This is a genomic window from Sulfitobacter sp. THAF37, assembly GCF_009363555.1.
Classification (GTDB): Bacteria; Pseudomonadota; Alphaproteobacteria; order Rhodobacterales; family Rhodobacteraceae; genus Sulfitobacter.
Genome location: NZ_CP045372.1, coordinates 1900201 through 1917078 on the forward strand (window position 1 = coordinate 1900201; position 16878 = coordinate 1917078).

The 16878-nt window shown below is 63.6% G+C and carries 12 protein-coding genes and 1 tRNA gene; 4 read left to right on the plus strand and 9 right to left on the minus strand.

Going from position 1 to position 16878, the window contains the following annotated elements; all coding sequences use genetic code 11:
• Positions 1 to 2: 2 nt before the first annotated feature.
• From FIU94_RS09355 to FIU94_RS09375, 5 genes are all read right to left on the minus strand, one after another.
• Positions 3 to 1460, minus strand: coding sequence for a hypothetical protein (locus tag FIU94_RS09355; RefSeq protein WP_152465551.1), 1458 nt, complete (start codon positions 1458 to 1460; stop codon positions 3 to 5).
• Positions 1461 to 1625: 165 nt separating this feature from the next.
• On the minus strand, positions 1626 to 2621 hold the full coding sequence (locus FIU94_RS09360) for a hypothetical protein (RefSeq protein ID WP_152465552.1): 996 nt from the start codon (positions 2619 to 2621) through the stop codon (positions 1626 to 1628).
• Positions 2622 to 3039: 418 nt separating this feature from the next.
• Entirely contained in the window at positions 3040 to 3438 is a 399-nt protein-coding gene (locus tag FIU94_RS09365) for a hypothetical protein (protein WP_152465553.1), read from the minus strand.
• 14 nt (positions 3439 to 3452) lie between these two features.
• The gene (locus tag FIU94_RS09370) at positions 3453 to 4778 is read right to left on the minus strand and encodes an AAA family ATPase (RefSeq protein ID WP_152465554.1); all 1326 of its coding nucleotides are present in this window, start codon (positions 4776 to 4778) and stop codon (positions 3453 to 3455) included.
• Positions 4779 to 4906: 128 nt separating this feature from the next.
• Positions 4907 to 5194, minus strand: coding sequence for a hypothetical protein (locus FIU94_RS09375; RefSeq protein ID WP_152465555.1), 288 nt, complete (start codon positions 5192 to 5194; stop codon positions 4907 to 4909).
• A 228-nt stretch (positions 5195 to 5422) separates the two neighbouring features.
• On the opposite strand from FIU94_RS09375, the gene FIU94_RS09380 reads away from it, so the two are divergent.
• The 3 genes from FIU94_RS09380 (at position 5423) to FIU94_RS09390 (ending at position 7267) form a co-directional block, all read left to right on the plus strand.
• Positions 5423 to 5872, plus strand: a complete 450-nt coding sequence (locus FIU94_RS09380) for a helix-turn-helix transcriptional regulator (protein WP_152465556.1) — start codon at positions 5423 to 5425, stop codon at positions 5870 to 5872.
• Complete coding sequence (locus FIU94_RS09385) at positions 5853 to 6947, plus strand: site-specific integrase (protein WP_152465557.1); 1095 nt, start codon at positions 5853 to 5855, stop codon at positions 6945 to 6947. The genes FIU94_RS09380 and FIU94_RS09385 overlap by 20 nt, the downstream gene beginning before the upstream one ends.
• A gap of 223 nt (positions 6948 to 7170) precedes the next feature.
• A tRNA-Ser gene (locus FIU94_RS09390) sits at positions 7171 to 7267 on the plus strand.
• Positions 7268 to 7641: 374 nt separating this feature from the next.
• Here the strand turns inward: FIU94_RS09390 and FIU94_RS09395 are convergent.
• The 3 genes from FIU94_RS09395 to FIU94_RS09405 all read right to left on the minus strand — a co-directional run bounded on the left by FIU94_RS09395 (position 7642) and on the right by FIU94_RS09405 (position 13594).
• Complete coding sequence (locus tag FIU94_RS09395; protein ID WP_152465558.1) at positions 7642 to 9426, minus strand: TRAP transporter fused permease subunit; 1785 nt, start codon at positions 9424 to 9426, stop codon at positions 7642 to 7644.
• A 70-nt stretch (positions 9427 to 9496) separates the two neighbouring features.
• Positions 9497 to 10456 (minus strand): TAXI family TRAP transporter solute-binding subunit, encoded by a 960-nt coding sequence (locus FIU94_RS09400; RefSeq protein ID WP_152465559.1) that lies wholly within the window; start codon positions 10454 to 10456, stop codon positions 9497 to 9499.
• A gap of 102 nt (positions 10457 to 10558) precedes the next feature.
• Positions 10559 to 13594, minus strand: a complete 3036-nt coding sequence (locus FIU94_RS09405; protein ID WP_254702497.1) for an ABC transporter transmembrane domain-containing protein — start codon at positions 13592 to 13594, stop codon at positions 10559 to 10561.
• Between the two features lie 98 nt (positions 13595 to 13692).
• Here FIU94_RS09405 and FIU94_RS09410 point away from each other — a divergent pair, with 98 nt between their 5' ends.
• Positions 13693 to 14079 carry a DUF3307 domain-containing protein gene (locus FIU94_RS09410; protein ID WP_254702498.1) on the plus strand — a complete coding sequence of 129 codons (387 nt, stop codon included), beginning with the start codon at positions 13693 to 13695 and terminating at the stop codon, positions 14077 to 14079.
• Positions 14080 to 14100: 21 nt separating this feature from the next.
• On the opposite strand, the gene FIU94_RS09415 is transcribed toward FIU94_RS09410, so the two are convergent.
• Complete coding sequence (locus tag FIU94_RS09415) at positions 14101 to 16668, minus strand: AAA family ATPase (protein ID WP_172975878.1); 2568 nt, start codon at positions 16666 to 16668, stop codon at positions 14101 to 14103.
• Positions 16669 to 16878 lie beyond the last annotated feature (210 nt).

Genomic DNA, 16878 nt, shown 5'->3' on the forward strand with positions numbered 1-16878 from the left:
GTTCATAGACCTTGATGAAGCAGGTTGGGGCGTAGGCCGCGGCGGCGGGCATCCCCAAAAGAGTGCAGTACGGAACGGGCGGGCCGGCCATGTGCCTGGCTGCCGGAAAGGGCAGAGCCATAGACATGGCGCAGGGCAGCGAGATCGGTGGCGCTGGCAGGATAGCGATAGCTCCATGTGCCGTCCGCTTGTAGGACGGGACCGGTCTGAGCAGCATGCCCACGCCGCAGGAAGATGGCCAGTTCCAAAGGCAGGTGACCGTCCTTGCAGATCCGGCTCAGCCCTTCACCATCCGGCTGGAATAGAGCGATGTCACTCCGGCGGTGATGTTCAAGGATCGCCGCCACGCGGGACTCAAGCAGTAGGTCGGCGCCCACCCCAGTGAGGCGGTAGATATCCTGATCGTCATCGCGCCCGAGACGCTCCAGGCGCGCGCCACTGGCCGCAGGGGCGGCCTCTGCAGGCAGGAAATGGCTGTGTTTCTCAGACCATCGACCAACCACCTGATGCCCGATCCCCTCCCGGCGATCTGGCAGCCAGCAATCCGGAGCCGCGGCAAGGGGCATCTGATCGGGAACTGTCTCGAAGGCCCATTTGCCAAAGGTCGCAAGACGGTTCAGCCCGCGCCCTTCGAGGCGGACGAGAGGTGCAGACCAGGGCGCAGACCGGAGCTGCATCATCTTAATGCCGCGTTCGGTCGACAGGGCGTTCAGTTTTTCAAGTTCCGCCTCTCCCCAGGCCCCCTCGCAAATCGCGGTGTTCTCCGAGGTCGTGCTGATCTGTGGCGGTAGCAGGCGCCATTTCCTGCCCCGCCACGTGCGATTTACATCACGCTCCAGCCAACGCGCCTCCTCCAACGAGCGCAGCACATCCCAGACCATGCGCGTCTCCGGCAGCACGCGGCAGAGGAGATCGACCACCTCTCCCTCGCTCCGAGCGGCCTTTCCGCGACAGTAGAGCGCTTCCAGTGCGTGGGTCAGGGGAGACTCTAACCCCTTGCTGTCAGGGGCAGACGCTCTTTCGAACCGCAATGTCGCCACCGGCTGCGTGACATCCGCCTGCATGTCTGTCATCCCCCGCGCCGTGTCTGCCCGGGCGGGCCACTCCGTCCTCATCGTGCAACGAGGCAGCAGGCGCAGCGGCAGCTCTTCCTGCAGCTCGTCCCGGCTCAGCGTCCAGATGCCATGTATTGGTTTCGGCGATACGATCCCGAAGACACCGTCCTCCGCAGTCGCCTCGAAGGTCAGGTTTCGCTGCTCCCGCTCTTCTCCCTGCATAGTGACGCGAGGTGGGAGGCTGCCTGACAGATGCACTGTGGGGAAGTATCCCGGACGACCGAGCAGGTATCCATTGGGCAAACGTATCCCGCCCTCCAGGCGCAGTGGCGGCGGCGTGCTCTCCGCGATCTGTCGGGCGGCCCCTTTCGGATCCTGCAGAGCGCGCGCCTCCTGCAGGCTCATGGGCCTGGTCGCATGCCAGCCACCGCCCACCGGCACCGTGGGGCAGGCCGAGAGGATGCGGGGGAGCCGCGTGAGCAAGAGCGTACATAGATCATCGCGCGGAGGGCGGTGTCCGACTGTCCAGGAAGCGCCGCCGGCCTGCTGGAATAGGACAGCGCCGGAGTTTCAAATGGCCTGCACACGGCTGTCGGAAGTCATGTACCTGTGGAGGTCGGCTGTACCGATGTCCCGGGTCCAGATCGGCTTGGCAAGATCGGCTTCGCGCATGCCGCGCGCGAGCTGGAGGTCCACCTGGTCGCCGTCCCATCCGGAGAAGACGGCCGTAAGCTGCCACAGCGGCGCGCGCCGCTTCTCTCCGCTCCGCAGCATGTCCGACGCAATGCTGGAAATCAGTTGCCACGTCGCATTGCCGAAAAGCGCGGCAGGTGCGGCCCGGTAGCTCTTGTGCAGCTCCCTCACCTCGCTCTTCAGCCATAAGGGAAGCTCCGCTCGGCGGGCATGTATCGCATCGAGCAGAGTGAACCGGTCTTCGAAAGTCCGTTCCGGAAGGCTCTTCATGACGGCGCGTAGCGCACGACGGTCCACCCAGCTCGGCTTGGCAAGGCGCAAGGCATATCCGATGCGGGTTTCCCGTCCGGGGTTGGGGAGAACGATCTGGCGCCATGGCTCACCTTGTTGACGCTTCCCATCTACAGCAGACGCAAGAGCGCGCCACATCAGGTTCACGCCGCGGACCCCCTGTTCACGGTCGCCCCCATCAAGAAGCTCGCCAAGCCGGATACGGAAGTCCTGCGTCGCTCCCGCCCCATGCGACGTGGCCGTGACATGGCAGGTCAGGATGAAGAACCGAAGCGCCCTCAGCGCCCGGATACCGTCGCCAGAGGAGGCATCGGGGGGGAAGAAGTTCCGGACATTGTCACGGGTGAACAATCGGCAGAAGGCTTGGGCGACCTGCTCGGGAGAGAGATCCTCACGACCGATCGCCTGACGCAGCTCTTCTGGAGTCGCATCAACAGATTGCATCGGCGTGTCCCCGTAGGGCCCCAAGGTCAAGAAATAGTGCCTCTTGAGCTTTTTCTCCCAGAAATGCACGTCTCCGAGAGCGCCGTCCTCGTGTATCGTCGAGGCTTTCTTCGAAATCCGGCCTGTTACGACTGCCACTTCAGGCTCGCGGCATTATCTGGTTGCGTCATGACTGCACATAGCTTTTTCAATTGAAGCATACAGTCAAGGATGGCTTCATTTAGGTCAAGTATGGCTCTAGTCAGACATATAGCGGCAAAACAATACTCCACTGGGGAAAAGGTCTTTCGAAGGCCTGAGTGCCCCCTTCCCTGCTTTTTATGCTCGAGCCGATGGCGATTGAAGTTCCGGTGACCTGCGCGGACCGGGAAGAGTGGCAGTGCTCCGGTGAGAGGTGAACATTTCGAATCTGGCTCGGAAACGCGCTGAGGCGATTTTGGCATGACATACAATCATGATATCGGACCCAGTAGTCAAGAATAACAAAGGCCCCGCACTTGCGGGGCCTTTTGCATCACAGAGCACACAGTATCCCTGATAGTGTTAACTGTGTGGATCATTTGAGCAAGACGAAACCGCCCGTCCAGCCGCCGACGATTACGAGAAGCGTCAACAAGCCGCAGACCAGCTCGAAGCTGATCATCTCAAGCGACGCGCCACCGAGCAAAGTGCCTGCGATGAACATGATCACCACCGGAACGAAGTACACGGCAAGGCCGGCAAACGTCACAGCGATCGGGAAGATACCCGGAATGACGACCCAGCTCTGCCCCACCGACCTGACCCGGAATAGGATGGCGGTGCTGCACGAGCAGAAGATCAGCATCAGTACAGACCAGCCTGCGTGCCCGAGCAGCCCTCCATGCAGCGCGGACCAGTTGGTGTAGGCGCCGAGCGCACAAATGGGCGCGGCCCAGCTGACCACGAGGAATAAGATTTTATTGATAAAATTCACAGTTTTGCCTTTCATTAGTGCAAGACAGGACGGCGCGAGATCGCCTCAAATTCGTCTTTCAGGCGACCCAATGCCCGCAGGCTCATGTGCCCAGCCTCGATCCGGAGGCAGACCTCCTCGATTACGTGCGCATCAGCCCCGACAGGGCCGAGCTGGGCGGCTACGACCAGCCGAAGCCCTTCTCCCTGGGGGGCGCTTACTTGGAAGATTTTCATCCGGTCCTTGATCGGATCCGGAACCCTGCGGAGATCGTTGGCGGTCGCAATCCAAGAAATCCAGGAGAGGTCGATGCCCCCCTGCAAATACGGGCACACAAAGTCCCGCGACATATCGCGTTGCAGAAGCGGCAAAAGCGCTTCGACAGGGTCTCCGCCGCCATGCGACGTCCCCGCCTTGTCGATCTCATCCAGCACGATCAACGGATTGGCGTGATCGCTGGCACCGAGAGTCCGGACCGGAATTCCGGGAGAGGAGGACCTCCATACGTACTCAGTTCCGGAAATGTCGAACGCGGAGTTCCGGGCAGACATGTCGATCCGCGCAGTTTTGAGGCCGACAATGTCGCCGAGCAACCGAGCGATGTGGGTCTTCCCGCAACTAGGAGGGCCTACAAGCAACATCGGCGGAAAGCCGACTCTCCTCCACTCATCGTCAAGATTTAGTAGCTGATGCTCCCAGAGCCACTGGATGGGCTCCGCCAACCAGGGGGCGGCGACGTACAACTCGGAGAAAGCCGAGTCGACTTCGCGCCGGTCTTCCCAGGCCTTGATCAAGTATTTGACCGACAGACGCTTCCGGATTTCGCTGCGACCGCGCTCATCTTTGTCCTGGACAGAGTTGCTGGGCGGGGCGGTGTAGATCGTGATTTTATCGGGATCGAGCGCTTTAACCGGATTGAGATCCGGATTGCCAAGCCAGTCCAGCGCCCCTCCGTCAATTTCGCGGTGCTGCTGTTCCGCAAACGCATCAAGTCGTCGATCCCGAAGATCGCCGATAATCCAGTCAAGAGGCTTCCTGGACGCCCATTTCCGGAGATGCACGAATTTATACAAGCTGCGGCCGCCGTTCGGAAGCTTGCTATTCAGCCACGCCCAGCTGTCGATCACATTGAGCAACGCCCGGTTTTCGATGTCTCCGAGCTCGGCGGCAACGGCTCGGGACAGCCTCGGGGACTGCCAAACTTGGTGCTTTTCCCGGACCTGTTGTTCGCGGCTCAGGGTGCGCGACGGAACGACATCCTTCAGTTCGTCATCCGGGATGCCATACTTTGCCCGGAAAAGAGCAAACGCGATGCTCCGGGCGTGCTGACAGAATGGCGAGATCGGGTACTTCTTGGACATCTTGGGATCCCCCTTTCCCGGAGGTTGGATGGTAGGAGTCCACGGTATCGAGCCGGGCCGGACGCGCTTATCTGGCGCCGCGGGGGTATAAGACCCGCCTGCACACCTGTGCTGACTCCCGAAACCTGTTAGATGATGATGACGGATTTTTGTCTGATATCAGACATACGCCAATCTGCTTCAGGGATGTCCGGGAAAACGCTGACCATCAGCCCTGCCTCGAACAAGCCGACATCGATGATCACCGCGCCGCATTCCGGTTTTCCCCGGACATATTCATCAAGCCAGACGCACGCTTCATTCAGCGACGGCACTTGAACATCTGCGATCACGATGCCCGGTTCAAAGTACTGCAAAGGCTGAAAGATATGCTCGTACTTAAGCGCGAGAGCGAGCGCGAGGGGCGACCAAGGCATTGGATTTGACCTTCTTTTATCCGCACGAAATCAAGGTGGGGGCGTGCGGCGTCTCAATATGCATGACGATGATCCGGAGCCCGGATCAGTCGGTCATATGCATATGATGAGTGCATTGGTCATGGGCTTACGCTACCCGGACACTGCCGATCAGGTCAACCCAAAAAATGCGAGTTGACTCCGGATGTTGGATTTTCCTACTTTAATCCAACCTTGCGGAGATGCAGAATGAGCCGAGATCAAGATAACCACTACGACCCGGAACTTTTTGATGGCCCCGATCAGCATGATCAGGCGCTGTCCGACCTCTTTGTGCCGCAGCTTTTCCGAGAGGCGCTGGAGAGGGCGGAACTCACTCAGTCCGATCTTGCTCGCAGAACCGGTCTGAAAAAGGACGCGATCAGCCGCTATGCGAACGGCCGGACGCCTATCCCTGATCACAAGCTTATCGCGATCGCGCAGGCGCTTGGGACCCAGCCTTCGAAGATCGTGCCCAAGCGGCGGAACCTGGACGGCATCCCGCCGCGTAGGCCGGACGATCCTGCGTTTACGATACGGCCATCCCCGGAACCAGGATTGGTCCGGCTGGAGATCTCAGCTGACATTGAACTTGAAGTAGCGACGAAGATCGTCGCGATGATGAGCCGGAAGAAACCGCATGACGAAGACGACGACTGAAGATAGGGCCCCGTACCTGGTCTGGCCGAAAGGCAAGGCCAGCTGGCAGATCCGGGACAAACGTCGCTACATCTCGACCGGGGCAACCCGGAAGTCGGACGCCGACGCCGCGCTGATCGACTACATCAAGCGGAAAGACGAGGGCGCGAACAAAGATAACGCCAGCGCGATGGCGTCGACGACTCTTCGACATGTTCTGGATGTCTGGGCAGACAAAAGGAAGAGTGAGAACCCCGCGACTTGGGCGCGGAAGTGGCGATATACGTACAAGATCATCTACGGGAAGTCCGGGAAACTCCTTCTGACCGCCGTCGACCAGAAATGGGCGGACTGGTACGAGCGTGAGCGTTATTGCGACGGCGTCGAGGAATCGACGGTCAGGCAAGAGCTTGCGACCGTCATGTCAGCCTGGAGGCTCGCCAGGAAGTCCAGCCCGCCGCTGACTGGCTTGCCCGTTCCCGAGTTCGACCTACCCCCTGCCTCCGAGCCGAGGGAGCACTTCCTGACCCGCAGCGAAGCGGACCGGCTTATCAAAGCTGCTGACGCCGACTATCTGGGCCTGTTCATTCGCGTCTGCCTTGCCACTGGAGGACGGCATTCCGCCGTGCTTGGGTTGACTTGGAGCCGTGTGGACCTCGATGCGGGCACTATCGACCTTCGAGACAGGCCTGATCGGTCGGCCCCGGTTGAGCGCGATGAGCGCGGACGGAGGAAGCGATCCGTGCGACAGAAGCCGCGGGCCCAGGTCCGCGTCGAGGGCGTCATCCTCGACGAGCTGAGGGCGGCGCAGGAGCGGGCCGCATCCCCTTTTGTCATCGAGCACTCCGGAAAGGGCCTGGGATCGGTCCACCGAGGATTCAAGGCCGCGGTTGAGCGTGCTGGCTTGGATCCGGACACGATCACGCCGCACGTGCTGCGCCACAGTGCCATCACCTGGTTGATGCAAGCGGGCGAGGACATCTTCAAAGTGGCGGGCTTCGCGGGCCACACATCGACCAGGATGATCGAGCGGGTCTACGGACACCACCACCCCGAGTATCAGACATCCATCGCAAAGCGCCTGGCGCAGCGCTGATGTCTGAGCCCTCCCGACCGGGAGGGCTTTCTTTTGCTGTCAGGTTGCAAGGGAGCAGCCCTGCGACCGCGTGGTAACATTCCGCCGGATTTCACCTCTACAGAAGCGAAATATCCGCCCCAAAAGGCTTCGCTCGCGTAGAGCTTTACGAGCCGGAATCGCCATCTGAAGCCAAGAACGTATTGGAAAAACAATTGCCTAGAGGGAGTATTCCGCCATTGCGGGCGATGAGGCCATGGGCTGAGATACCGCAGGCGCTCCCCTGCTAAGGGAGTAGGCCCGGAAGGGTCTCGAGGGTTCGAATCCCTTCGTCTCCGCCACAAAAGCCAACCATTTAATTTCATTGGCGATTTGGTGGTGTGCTGCACAGTATCCCGTGGTTCAGGACGGACTGCGCAGACACACAACGATCAGCGCCCCAAACGGAACAACCTGACGTGCGGCACTTGGTTTAGCCGCGTGGCAAGGGGTATTCGCTTCGGATGACCACGCCCGAGGCCCTCGTTGGAAAAGATAACCCTCGGACCGGGAAGCTGTTTGTCAGAGAGATCAAGCTGGGTCTCAACACTCGCAGACATGCAGAAGCGGTTCGCATAAGAGACGTCAGGGCGTTCCGCGAATGTAGTCCTGACGCGCTTCGCCTTGCAATCATTGAGGCGACGCCGGTCCGGCGCCGCGTGTGTGCGGAGACGTGTCAGATGTAGATCCCGGAAAAGATCACCATCAACCCCGCGCTGACCAGGAGCGCGGTCCTGAGAGCCTTGCGCGTGCCGATCAGCCCGTAGGACACGAGCGTCAGCCCGACGGCGATCCGCAGCATCGCGATCAGCGCGGGGGCCGGGCTTTCGGCCAGCCGGATGATGTCGGGGTTCGCGATCATGCCCAGCGGGATAAGGTACAGCCCGACCCCCAGCGCCATCGCAGTCAGCGCGACCTTCAGCCAGTTTTCCCCGATCATCCCGGCGGCGATGAAGACGGCGCCGCAGACCGGCGGCGTGATGGTGGAAAGCAGCGCGAACCAGAACACGAAGAGATGCGCCTGCAACGGTGCCAGCCCGAGCTGGGTCAGCGCCGGTCCGGCAACGGACACGCAGATGACATAGGCCGCCGTCGTCGGCACCTCCATCCCCAGAAGCAGGCAGGCCAGCGCGGTCAAGAGCAGCGAGGGCCAAAGCAGACCGCCCGATCCCTCCAGGATGAGAGAGGTGATCTTTACCCCCAGGCCGGTGATCGCCAGGACCCCGATGATGATCGAGGCGCACAGGATGATGGCGGCGATCATCGACACCTGCCGCGCGGCGTTCATCAGGGCGACCTTGAACCGTTCGGCAATACGGGCGGGACGAAATGTGAGCTCGGCATTGAAGAAAAGCAGCAGCGCACCGGCAAGGATTGCCAGCGCGGCGGCATATTCAGGCGTGAACGCGGCGACGAACATCGCCCATAGCAGGACCGAGAAGGGCACGAGGAAGAACAGCGACGTTACGATGACGTCGCGCCGTTGCGGGCGGTCCTCCGCATCGACGCTTTTGAGGTCGAAGCGTGTGGCATAGGCGTTGATGCCGACCCAGACGGCAAGAAAGTAAAGGATCGCGGGCAGGATCGCCGCCGCCATGATCGACGTGTAGGGCACGCCCGTCAACTCGACCATGACGAAAGCGCCCGCACCCATCAGCGGCGGCATGATCTGTCCGCCCGAAGACGCGACGGCTTCGACCGCGGCAGACAGCCGTTTGGGATAGCCCAGCTTTGTCATCGCGGGCAGGGTGATCGCCCCGGTCGATGCGACGTTGGCGGATGCGGAGCCCGAGATTGATCCGAAGAGCGCGGAAGAGATCACCGACACCTTTGCGCCGCCGCCCCTGAGACGTCCGGCCGCGGCGGCGGCCACGTTCATGAACCCCTGACCCGCTTCACCTGCGTTCAGCACCGCGCCGAAGATGACGAAGATTGACACCACCCCCACGGACACGCCGGTAAGCGACCCCCAGATGCCGCCTTCGGCAATGGTCAACGTGCCGAGAAAGCTGGCGATAGGTGTGCCGGAATGGCCGAATTGACCGGGAATGTACTGCCCGAACAGCCCGTAGAGCAGGGCGGCAGCGGCGACCACTGGCAGGGGCCAGCCGATGGCCCGGCGGGCGGCTTCGAGTGTGATCACCAGCAGTGTGACCGCAATGGCGATTTGCAGGTTGCTTTCGAGGAACCCGTATTGATCGCCCAAGCTGTCGTGACTGACCGCGACCCAGACCGCTGCGGCAATGCCCAATGCGGCCAGGATGGTGCCGCTGATCCGCCCCGACCGGCTGCTGCTGCCCAGCACCAGGACGAAGGGCAGGATGAACGCCATGTGGAGCGGGCGGCTGACCAGATTCGGCACAAGGCCGGAAAAGACCAGCGCGAGGTGATAGGCCACGAGCGCGGCGGCAAGGACCAGCCAGAACGCCGTGGCGACGCGGCCTTGGGGGAAGTCAGCCATGAGGGGGGTCTTTCGGGAAAGCAGCATTACAGGCCGGAGACGCTCTCCGGCCTGCCAGGGGTGCCGCGCGTTATTTTTGCGCGTCGCTCAGTGCGATGCCGGCCTCTTCGTAGTAGCGCACCGCACCGGGATGGATCTTGCCTTCGATGTTGCTCAGCATGGCGGGGTCGACACCGTTCCACCATGGCGACGTATCGCCAAGCTTGGCCTTGTTGTCCCAGAACGTCTTGGTCAGCGCGTAAGCGGTGTCATCGTCCATCTTGGTGGTGGTAAAGGCCACGACGGGCAGCGACGTCGTCGCAATGTCACTGTCCTGCCCGGCATAGGTCCCGGCGGGGATCGTCAGCTTGGTGCGCTTGGTCTCGGCGACCTGCGCGTCGGACATGGACAGAACGGTGACGGGGGTCGACGCCGCCGCTTCGATCACATTCGGCGCGGGGTAGGAGCCTGCCGTGACAAAGCCGTCGATCTGGCCGTTCTTGAGCGCGGCGACCGCGTTGGAAAGCTCGGCGTCGGCGATCTCGACCTGGTCGGTCAGACCGAAAAGGTCGAGATATTTCTCGCCCTCCGTCGCCCCGAAAGACCCCTTGCCAAGCAGGATCGTCTTGCCTGCAAGACCCGAGATGTCCGTCACACCGCTGTCGGCGGACATGACGAAATGCATGGTCAGCGACGGGATCGGGAACAGCGCGCGGATTTCGTCGAAGGCCGGGTCGCCCTTGCCTTCGAACATGGCTTTGCCGCCCTGCGCAAGTCCGACCAGCGCCGGGGGCGTGGTAAAGACGTAATCACCGCCACGCGCCCGCACTTCCATCACGTTCTGGACGGACCCCTGGCTTTCCTCGACCGTGACCGAGATGTCGCCATCGGTGCCGGCCTTCATCGCCTCGGCCAGTTCGACCCCCATCTGGTAGTAGGACGACCCGGTCTTGGCCGATTTGTAGGTGACACGCGTTTCCGCGGATGCGGCCGTCAGGGCCATGGTGGTCAGGGCAAATGCCGCCACCGCTGTTTTCAGTCCAAGGTTCATCTGTTCTCCTCCCGAAGTTGGTAAATCTATCTGTACACTCTGCCGTGTTCGATCGTTCCGCAAAAGCGTCGGATCGGCAGCGGGCCGGTCAGCCCCCCGCCATCAGACGTAGCTGGCGACCACCTGCAGGATCTTGTAGGCGGTCGATGCGTCGTTTTCCACCACGGCTAGGAATTCTTCCGCACCGATGCGCAGGCAGGTCAGGTCCGACGCCGCGCGCATGTCGAGCGCGCGGGGCACGTTGCGGATGAGGCCCAGTTCACCCACCAGCGCGCCAGGCCCCGAGGTGGTGATCAGCCGGTCCTCGCCGTCTTCCTGCGGCAGCAACAGGTCGGCCTCACCCGACAGGATCAGGTAGGCCCCGTCGTCCGGGACATCGCCCTTGCGAAACACGTATTCCCCCGCGCTGGTCTCGTGCCAGCGCGCGCCAAAGGCCAGCAGGCGCAGCTGTTTGCGGGCAAGTCCGGCGAAAAGATCGGTCCGTTCCAGCGCGCGCAGCTTGCGCGAAAGGTCCGCGCTGACGGTCTGGTCGGCGCTGTCTTCCATCGCGTCCGCAACAGAGGACAACCGCCCCTGTCGCACCACGAACTGCCGGTCGAATTCCTCGGCGTCGTCAAATTCGGGGGCAAGGCAGATGATCGTGGTTTCCGGCAGTAGCGCGCGCAGCCGGTCGTGCAGCCCGCGGCGCTGATCGGGGCCGTAGCTGGCCAGCACGTTGTCCAGCACCAGAATGTCTGGCCGCTTGATCGCGGCGCGGCTCAGCGCCGATGGTTCGCCCAGCTGTGCCGACAGGTTCGCCCCGCCCAGGCTGAGCGGCAGATCGAAAAGCAGCCGCAGCACGGCGCTGTCCAGCTCTGCCTCGCGCAGCTGCGCCATCACCAGGTTCTGCACCGCTTCGCTGTCGGTGGTCTCGTGCAGTTTGCCGAACAGCGCGTTCTCCAGCACCGTCATGCCCTGGATCGGGGCGGCGCCGTCGAGCGGCTGGAACACGCCCGCCATGCTGTCACGCAGCGCGGCACCGTGCTGCGCGCGCATGTCCAGCACCCGGTCGATGACGTCCTGCGGAAAGGCGGTGCCGATCTTCTCGGCCGGGATCACGAAGGGAACCGCCAGCAGCTGTGCCTTCTGGTCCTGGTTCAGCGGGTCGCCCCGTCTGTGCCGCGGCAGCAGGTCCAGCGCCGCCCCATAGGTCTGCGCATCAAGCCCCAGCTTGCGGAACAGCGGATGGTCGGTGCCATCGTGGCCAAAGGTCTGGCGCAGAAGGTCGACCAGGTCCACCGCCAGGTTCAGCAGGTCGGTTTCAAGGTCAAGCTGGTCCAGAAGGGTCATGAAATCGGACTGCCGCGCCAGCAGATCGGCAGTGACCGGCTCGCGCGGGGTGGCGAACAAGAGGTTCTCCGCCACCGCCAGCGTCGGTGTGTAGGATGCGGGGTCAAAGACGCTGACCTGCGCAGAGAGGTCTTCTGCCGCAAGCCGCCGCGCCAGTGGCGCGCGCAGATCGACCAGTGCCGCGGCGAGCGCCTTGTGACGCCCGCTGTCGAGCCGCAGATCCATCGCCCGACGCAAGAGCGCGTCCTCTATCCCCATGCCGCGCACCAGCCGCATCCACCACGCGCCAAGCTCGTCGGGCGTCGCGGCCCCCGCCGGGGCGATGTCCAGCCAGTCGGCGGCGACAGGGTCCGGGCTGTTGCCTGTGCGCAGGCTTTCCAGGGCCTGGCTTCCCTCTTCGGCTGCGCGTGGAGCACGGCGCAGCGCCATGTTGATGTTGTCGCCCAGGTTGCCCTGAAACAGCACCGGGGCAGAGGAGGCATGCCCGATCCGGGCGGCGATGGTGGCCTGGTGCAACTGGTCCAGAGCGTGCCCCGCGACGACGACGCTGCCGCTGACGGGCATCACTTCGCGCGTCAACAGGGCCGCCAGGGCCTGTCGGTCCTCGTCACTGGCGGCGCTGATCGCCACGGTGCTGCCCTTTGGAAAGGTTGCGGTGATCCCGTCCAGCACGGCGTTGCCGTCCCCGTCCTCGACCGAGACGCCCTTCAGTTCCACGTCGCCCGCCAGCGACGGCAGATCGTCGGGATGGCCTTCGAAAAGCCGCGCGTCGATCATGCCTGCCGGGGCAAAGCGTTCGGTGACGGTTTCCCAGCGCACGGCCATGTCCTGCGACTGGTTGTAGTAGGCCAACAGTTCCTTCCAGGGGCTGGCCAGGTCCTTGTAGGCCGCCAGCGCCGCGACCAGCGCACCGACCGTGATGTCCCCGGTGATCGCGAGGTAGCCGCCGATGCTGTAGAAGAAGAACGGTGTGAGTTGCCCGATGAAGTTGTTGAGGAACTTCATGAAAAACTTTTTCTGAAAGATCTCGAAGCGAATGGCATAGAGCCGCCCCAGCCGGTCCGAGATCAGCGCCAGCCGGTAGCGCCAGCCGCCGTGGGTGCGCAGGGTCGACGCGCCCGCCGCGCTTTCTCCGATTTCGGCGGCCAGTGCACGTACTTCGATCACGCGGCTCTTGTTCAGCAGGTTGATGCGCCGCTGCAGGCGCGGGATCAGCCAAGCTTGCAGCGGGATCAGCGCGCAGGCCGCCAGCCCGAAGGCCACGCTCTGCAGGAAAAGGAACACCAGGATGGTCAGCATCTGACCCGCCTGCAGCACCGGCTGGGCCACGGCATCGCCCATCAGCCCGCCCATCGGTTCGGCTTCGGACGTGACCATGGATACCAGTTCGCCCTGGCTGGTGCGTTCGAAATAGGGGGCGGGAAACCGCAGGATGCGCGCGATCAGCGTATAGCGCAGCCGCCGCAGCAGCCGCTCTGACAGCACCCCTTTCATCGTGTTGATGCGCATCTTCATCACGCCGTGCAGCAGAACCGACAGCAGGAACAACCCGCACAGGATCATCAGAAAGGTGATCTGGCCGACCTCGTAGCCCCAGACATCAACCTGGCCGCTTTCGGCGCCGATGGCATCATTGATGATCCGCTTGGGCAGCTCCAGCGTGAGGTAGAGCAGCGGAAACAGCGTGAGTGTGACAAGCAGCAGGATCAGCTGGTCGCGCTTGGAGTATTTCCAGATGAAGGAAAATAATGAGCGTTCGATTGGAAAATTCCACTTTGAATAGGATAGACACGACCATGCAGCGGGCAACGTGCTGCATGCAAACTAGCAATTCGGCCGCCGGGTGATCAAATGATTTGCGGTCACGGCACCGCGCGATAAGCTGGGGCAGCTTTGGAGGAACCCGCGTGAACACCGAATTGCAGTTGGTGCTGCTGCTGATGACCCTTCTGCAGGCGAAACACCTCTTTGCGGATTTCTTTCTGCAGACGCCGCGCATGCTGACCGACAAGGCCCGGTATCTGCACATGGGCCGGGTCCAGCACGCGGGGTTGCACGCAGGTCTGTCGCTGTTGGCGCTTTTGCTGGTCGGGACCGCGCCCGCGCTGGCCGTGGCAATCTGCGTGGCTGAGTGGATCGCGCATTTTCACATCGACTGGATCAAGGGATGGCACGGCGAAAGGTCCGGCAAGGGGCCGGATCAGGCCGGGTACTGGCGGGCCTTCGGTGTGGATCAGTTCCTGCATCAACTGACCTATGTGGCCATGCTGTGGGCTGTTGCGGTCTGGGCCTGACCGTCGCACAGGCCGATGCCGTCAGGCCAGTGCCGCCAGGTCGGTCCTGATCCGCCGGTCCATGTGCGACCACCGGATATCGGCCACGACGGCCTGTGCCTGTTGCAACGCCGCGCGGGCGGCACCGCGCCTGCGCCGTGCCAGCAGGACCATCGCCCTGCCGTGCAGCGCCTGTGCCGTGACGCCGTGCATCCCTACCGCGCGGCCCAAGGATGCGGCGCTATCGAAATGCGCCAGCGCCCGGGACCTGGCAAACGGTGCCTCGCGCAGCAGGAAACCCATGTTCCCAGCCAGCTTTGAAAACGCGGGCTTTCCGTCCCCCCGCGCCAGCCCGAGATAGAGCGCCCCCAGGGCGATATATGCCATCCCGGCACCATGCGCGTTTCCGGTCGCCGAAGCCTGCCGCGCCGCGCCGGTGAGCGCGGTCACACCGCCGCTCAGGTCGCCCCGCAGCGCCCGGGCCACCCCGAGAGAACCGCAGGTGAAATCGGTCAATGTCCGGTATCCCAGCCGCACTCCCTCTGCCCGGACGCTGGTCAGCAGCTTTTCACCACCCTCCGGGTTGCCGCGCAAAGTCATGGCATGGCCCTTCAACGCCAGCGCCGCCATATGAGCCGCCGTGCCCCCTGCGGCCTCCGCGCCTTCATCGGCGAGGCGGACCGCGCGGTCAAAGTCGTCCGACAGGAGGGCAGTGGCGGCCAGGCAGGCCGCGCCCCGGGCCATTGCATCCGGGGATTTGCCCGCCTTTGCGGCGTCGTACAGCGCGCGTGCCCTTTCAGCCGCCAGGTCGATGTCGCCCCTGATCGTGTGGCTCCAGGCCCGGTAGAGGTCGAGACGGGTGCGGACGCCTGCCGGGGCCGCGCCATCCCACAGCCCTTCGCACTGCGCCGAAAGACGCCGCAGCGCGTCGCGATAGCCGGGCGCGGGGGCCGCGCACTGCCTGCCCATCAGCCCCAGACAGCCAAGCGCGACCGCGTCCGTGTCACCGTGACCTTCGCCCCGGGCGCGGACCTGTGCAAACAGTGCCCCGGCGGCGTCCGGCTGCCGGGTCCGATCATAGGCCGTTGCGGCACGGACGAGAATGCGCGGATAGCTCGGCTGTCCCTTCGCCCGGTCGATGCGGGCGCGCATGGTCTCGAACAATGTGACGACCCGCCCGAACTCCGCCCGCCAAAGCAGGGCCTCGAACCACGTAGAATAGAATGTCCCCGTCAGCGCCGGATCAGGCTCCGCCCCGGTGTCTTCGATCAACCGGGCAGCCCGGTCGAACAGGTCGACCGCCATCCGGGGCAGAAACAGCCCAAGGGCATGGCGGCCCGCCGCGATCAGATGCGGCACCGCTTCGGCGGGCTTTCCGGCCCGTTCGAAATGATCGGCCAGCGACGTCTGGGCTGTGGGGCTGGCAGTCTTGCGCGCCATCGCCTCTGCGGCCCTGGCATGCAACACACGGCGGCTGTCGTCCGGCAAGGCGGCGTAGACGGCTTCCCGAACCGCCGCGTGCTGGAACCGGTATCCCGACCGGTAGGGAAGGATCACGCCTGCGCTTTCGGCCTGCGCCACAGGATCGGGGCCAGAGGAGCATATCGCGCTGGCGATGTCCCGCGCCATCGCGGCATCGAAATCCTCGCCGATGACCGACGCGGCCTGCACCAGCGCGCGGCATCGGGGACCAAGCGCGCCCACCCGCGCCATGATCGTATCGGGCAGGGTCGGGGGCAGGGGCATGTCCTGCTGCGGGGGGATGCGCGCCTGTTGGCCCAGAAAGCGCCCGATCTCCACCGCATAGAGCGGATTGCCGTCCGCCTGCGCCGCGGCGCGTGCGGTCAGGCGGGAGGGCAGGTTGCCGCAGCCAGAGGCCCGCACGACCAGATCCTTGACCGCCGCCTCGCCAAGGGGCCCGAGCTGGACCCGCGTGGTGCGCGCCTGCATCAGCCAGCCGGGGTGAAAGCCGGAACCCGAACTGGCCAGCAGCATCAGCGGCACTTCGACCTTCTGCATCAGCAGCCGCTCCAGCATCTGCAAGGTGCCGGTATCGGCCTTGTCCATATCCTCCAGGATCAGGACGAGGGGCCGGTCCCGGCAGCTGCGCAGGATCAGGTCGGTGATCGTCTGGCGAAGGGTTTCGCCAGCGGTATCCGCAGCTTCGCCCATGACCCCGGCGCGATCACCGGGCCGTCCCAGCAGGGTCAGCAGGCTGTGACCGCGGGTGGCCCCCTCCGGGTCCAGCCGTGCCACGGCCTCTTGCACCTGTGGTTCCGGTGCATCGCGCGGCAGGTCAAGCACGCGGCGCAGTATCTCTGCAAAAGGCCGGAACGGCATGGCAGTGCCATCGGCGCGACAGGCGGTGGCGATCACCCGAACCTGGTCGCGGGGCAGGGTCTGCCGGAACTCTGCGATCAGCCGCGATTTTCCGATACCCGGCGTCCCCTGGACGATCGCCATCGCCATCCGACCATTGAGCAGGCGCTGAAAGGCATCCTCGACCTGCGCCAGCGCAAGGTCGCGTTCCGCAAGGGGAAACGACCCGGCACAGGCTGTATCGGGCGCGCCGCCGCGGTGTTTTCTTTCGATGACGGTATCGGCTGACATGTGATCAGACCCCCCCATCATATTTGCGTGGCGCGCCGGGGGGTGCAAGGTGCCGGCGGGATGTACCGGACCATTTCCGCCGGGGCGGCATGTGTCTGCCCTTTATTGTGCAATATCGCTTTTCGCTGGGCAGAGCCTACGGCCGGTAGCATTTTCATGCCTGAGCGAAGGCGCAATTTTGGATGGTGTCAGGCAGGAATTCAGCCACTT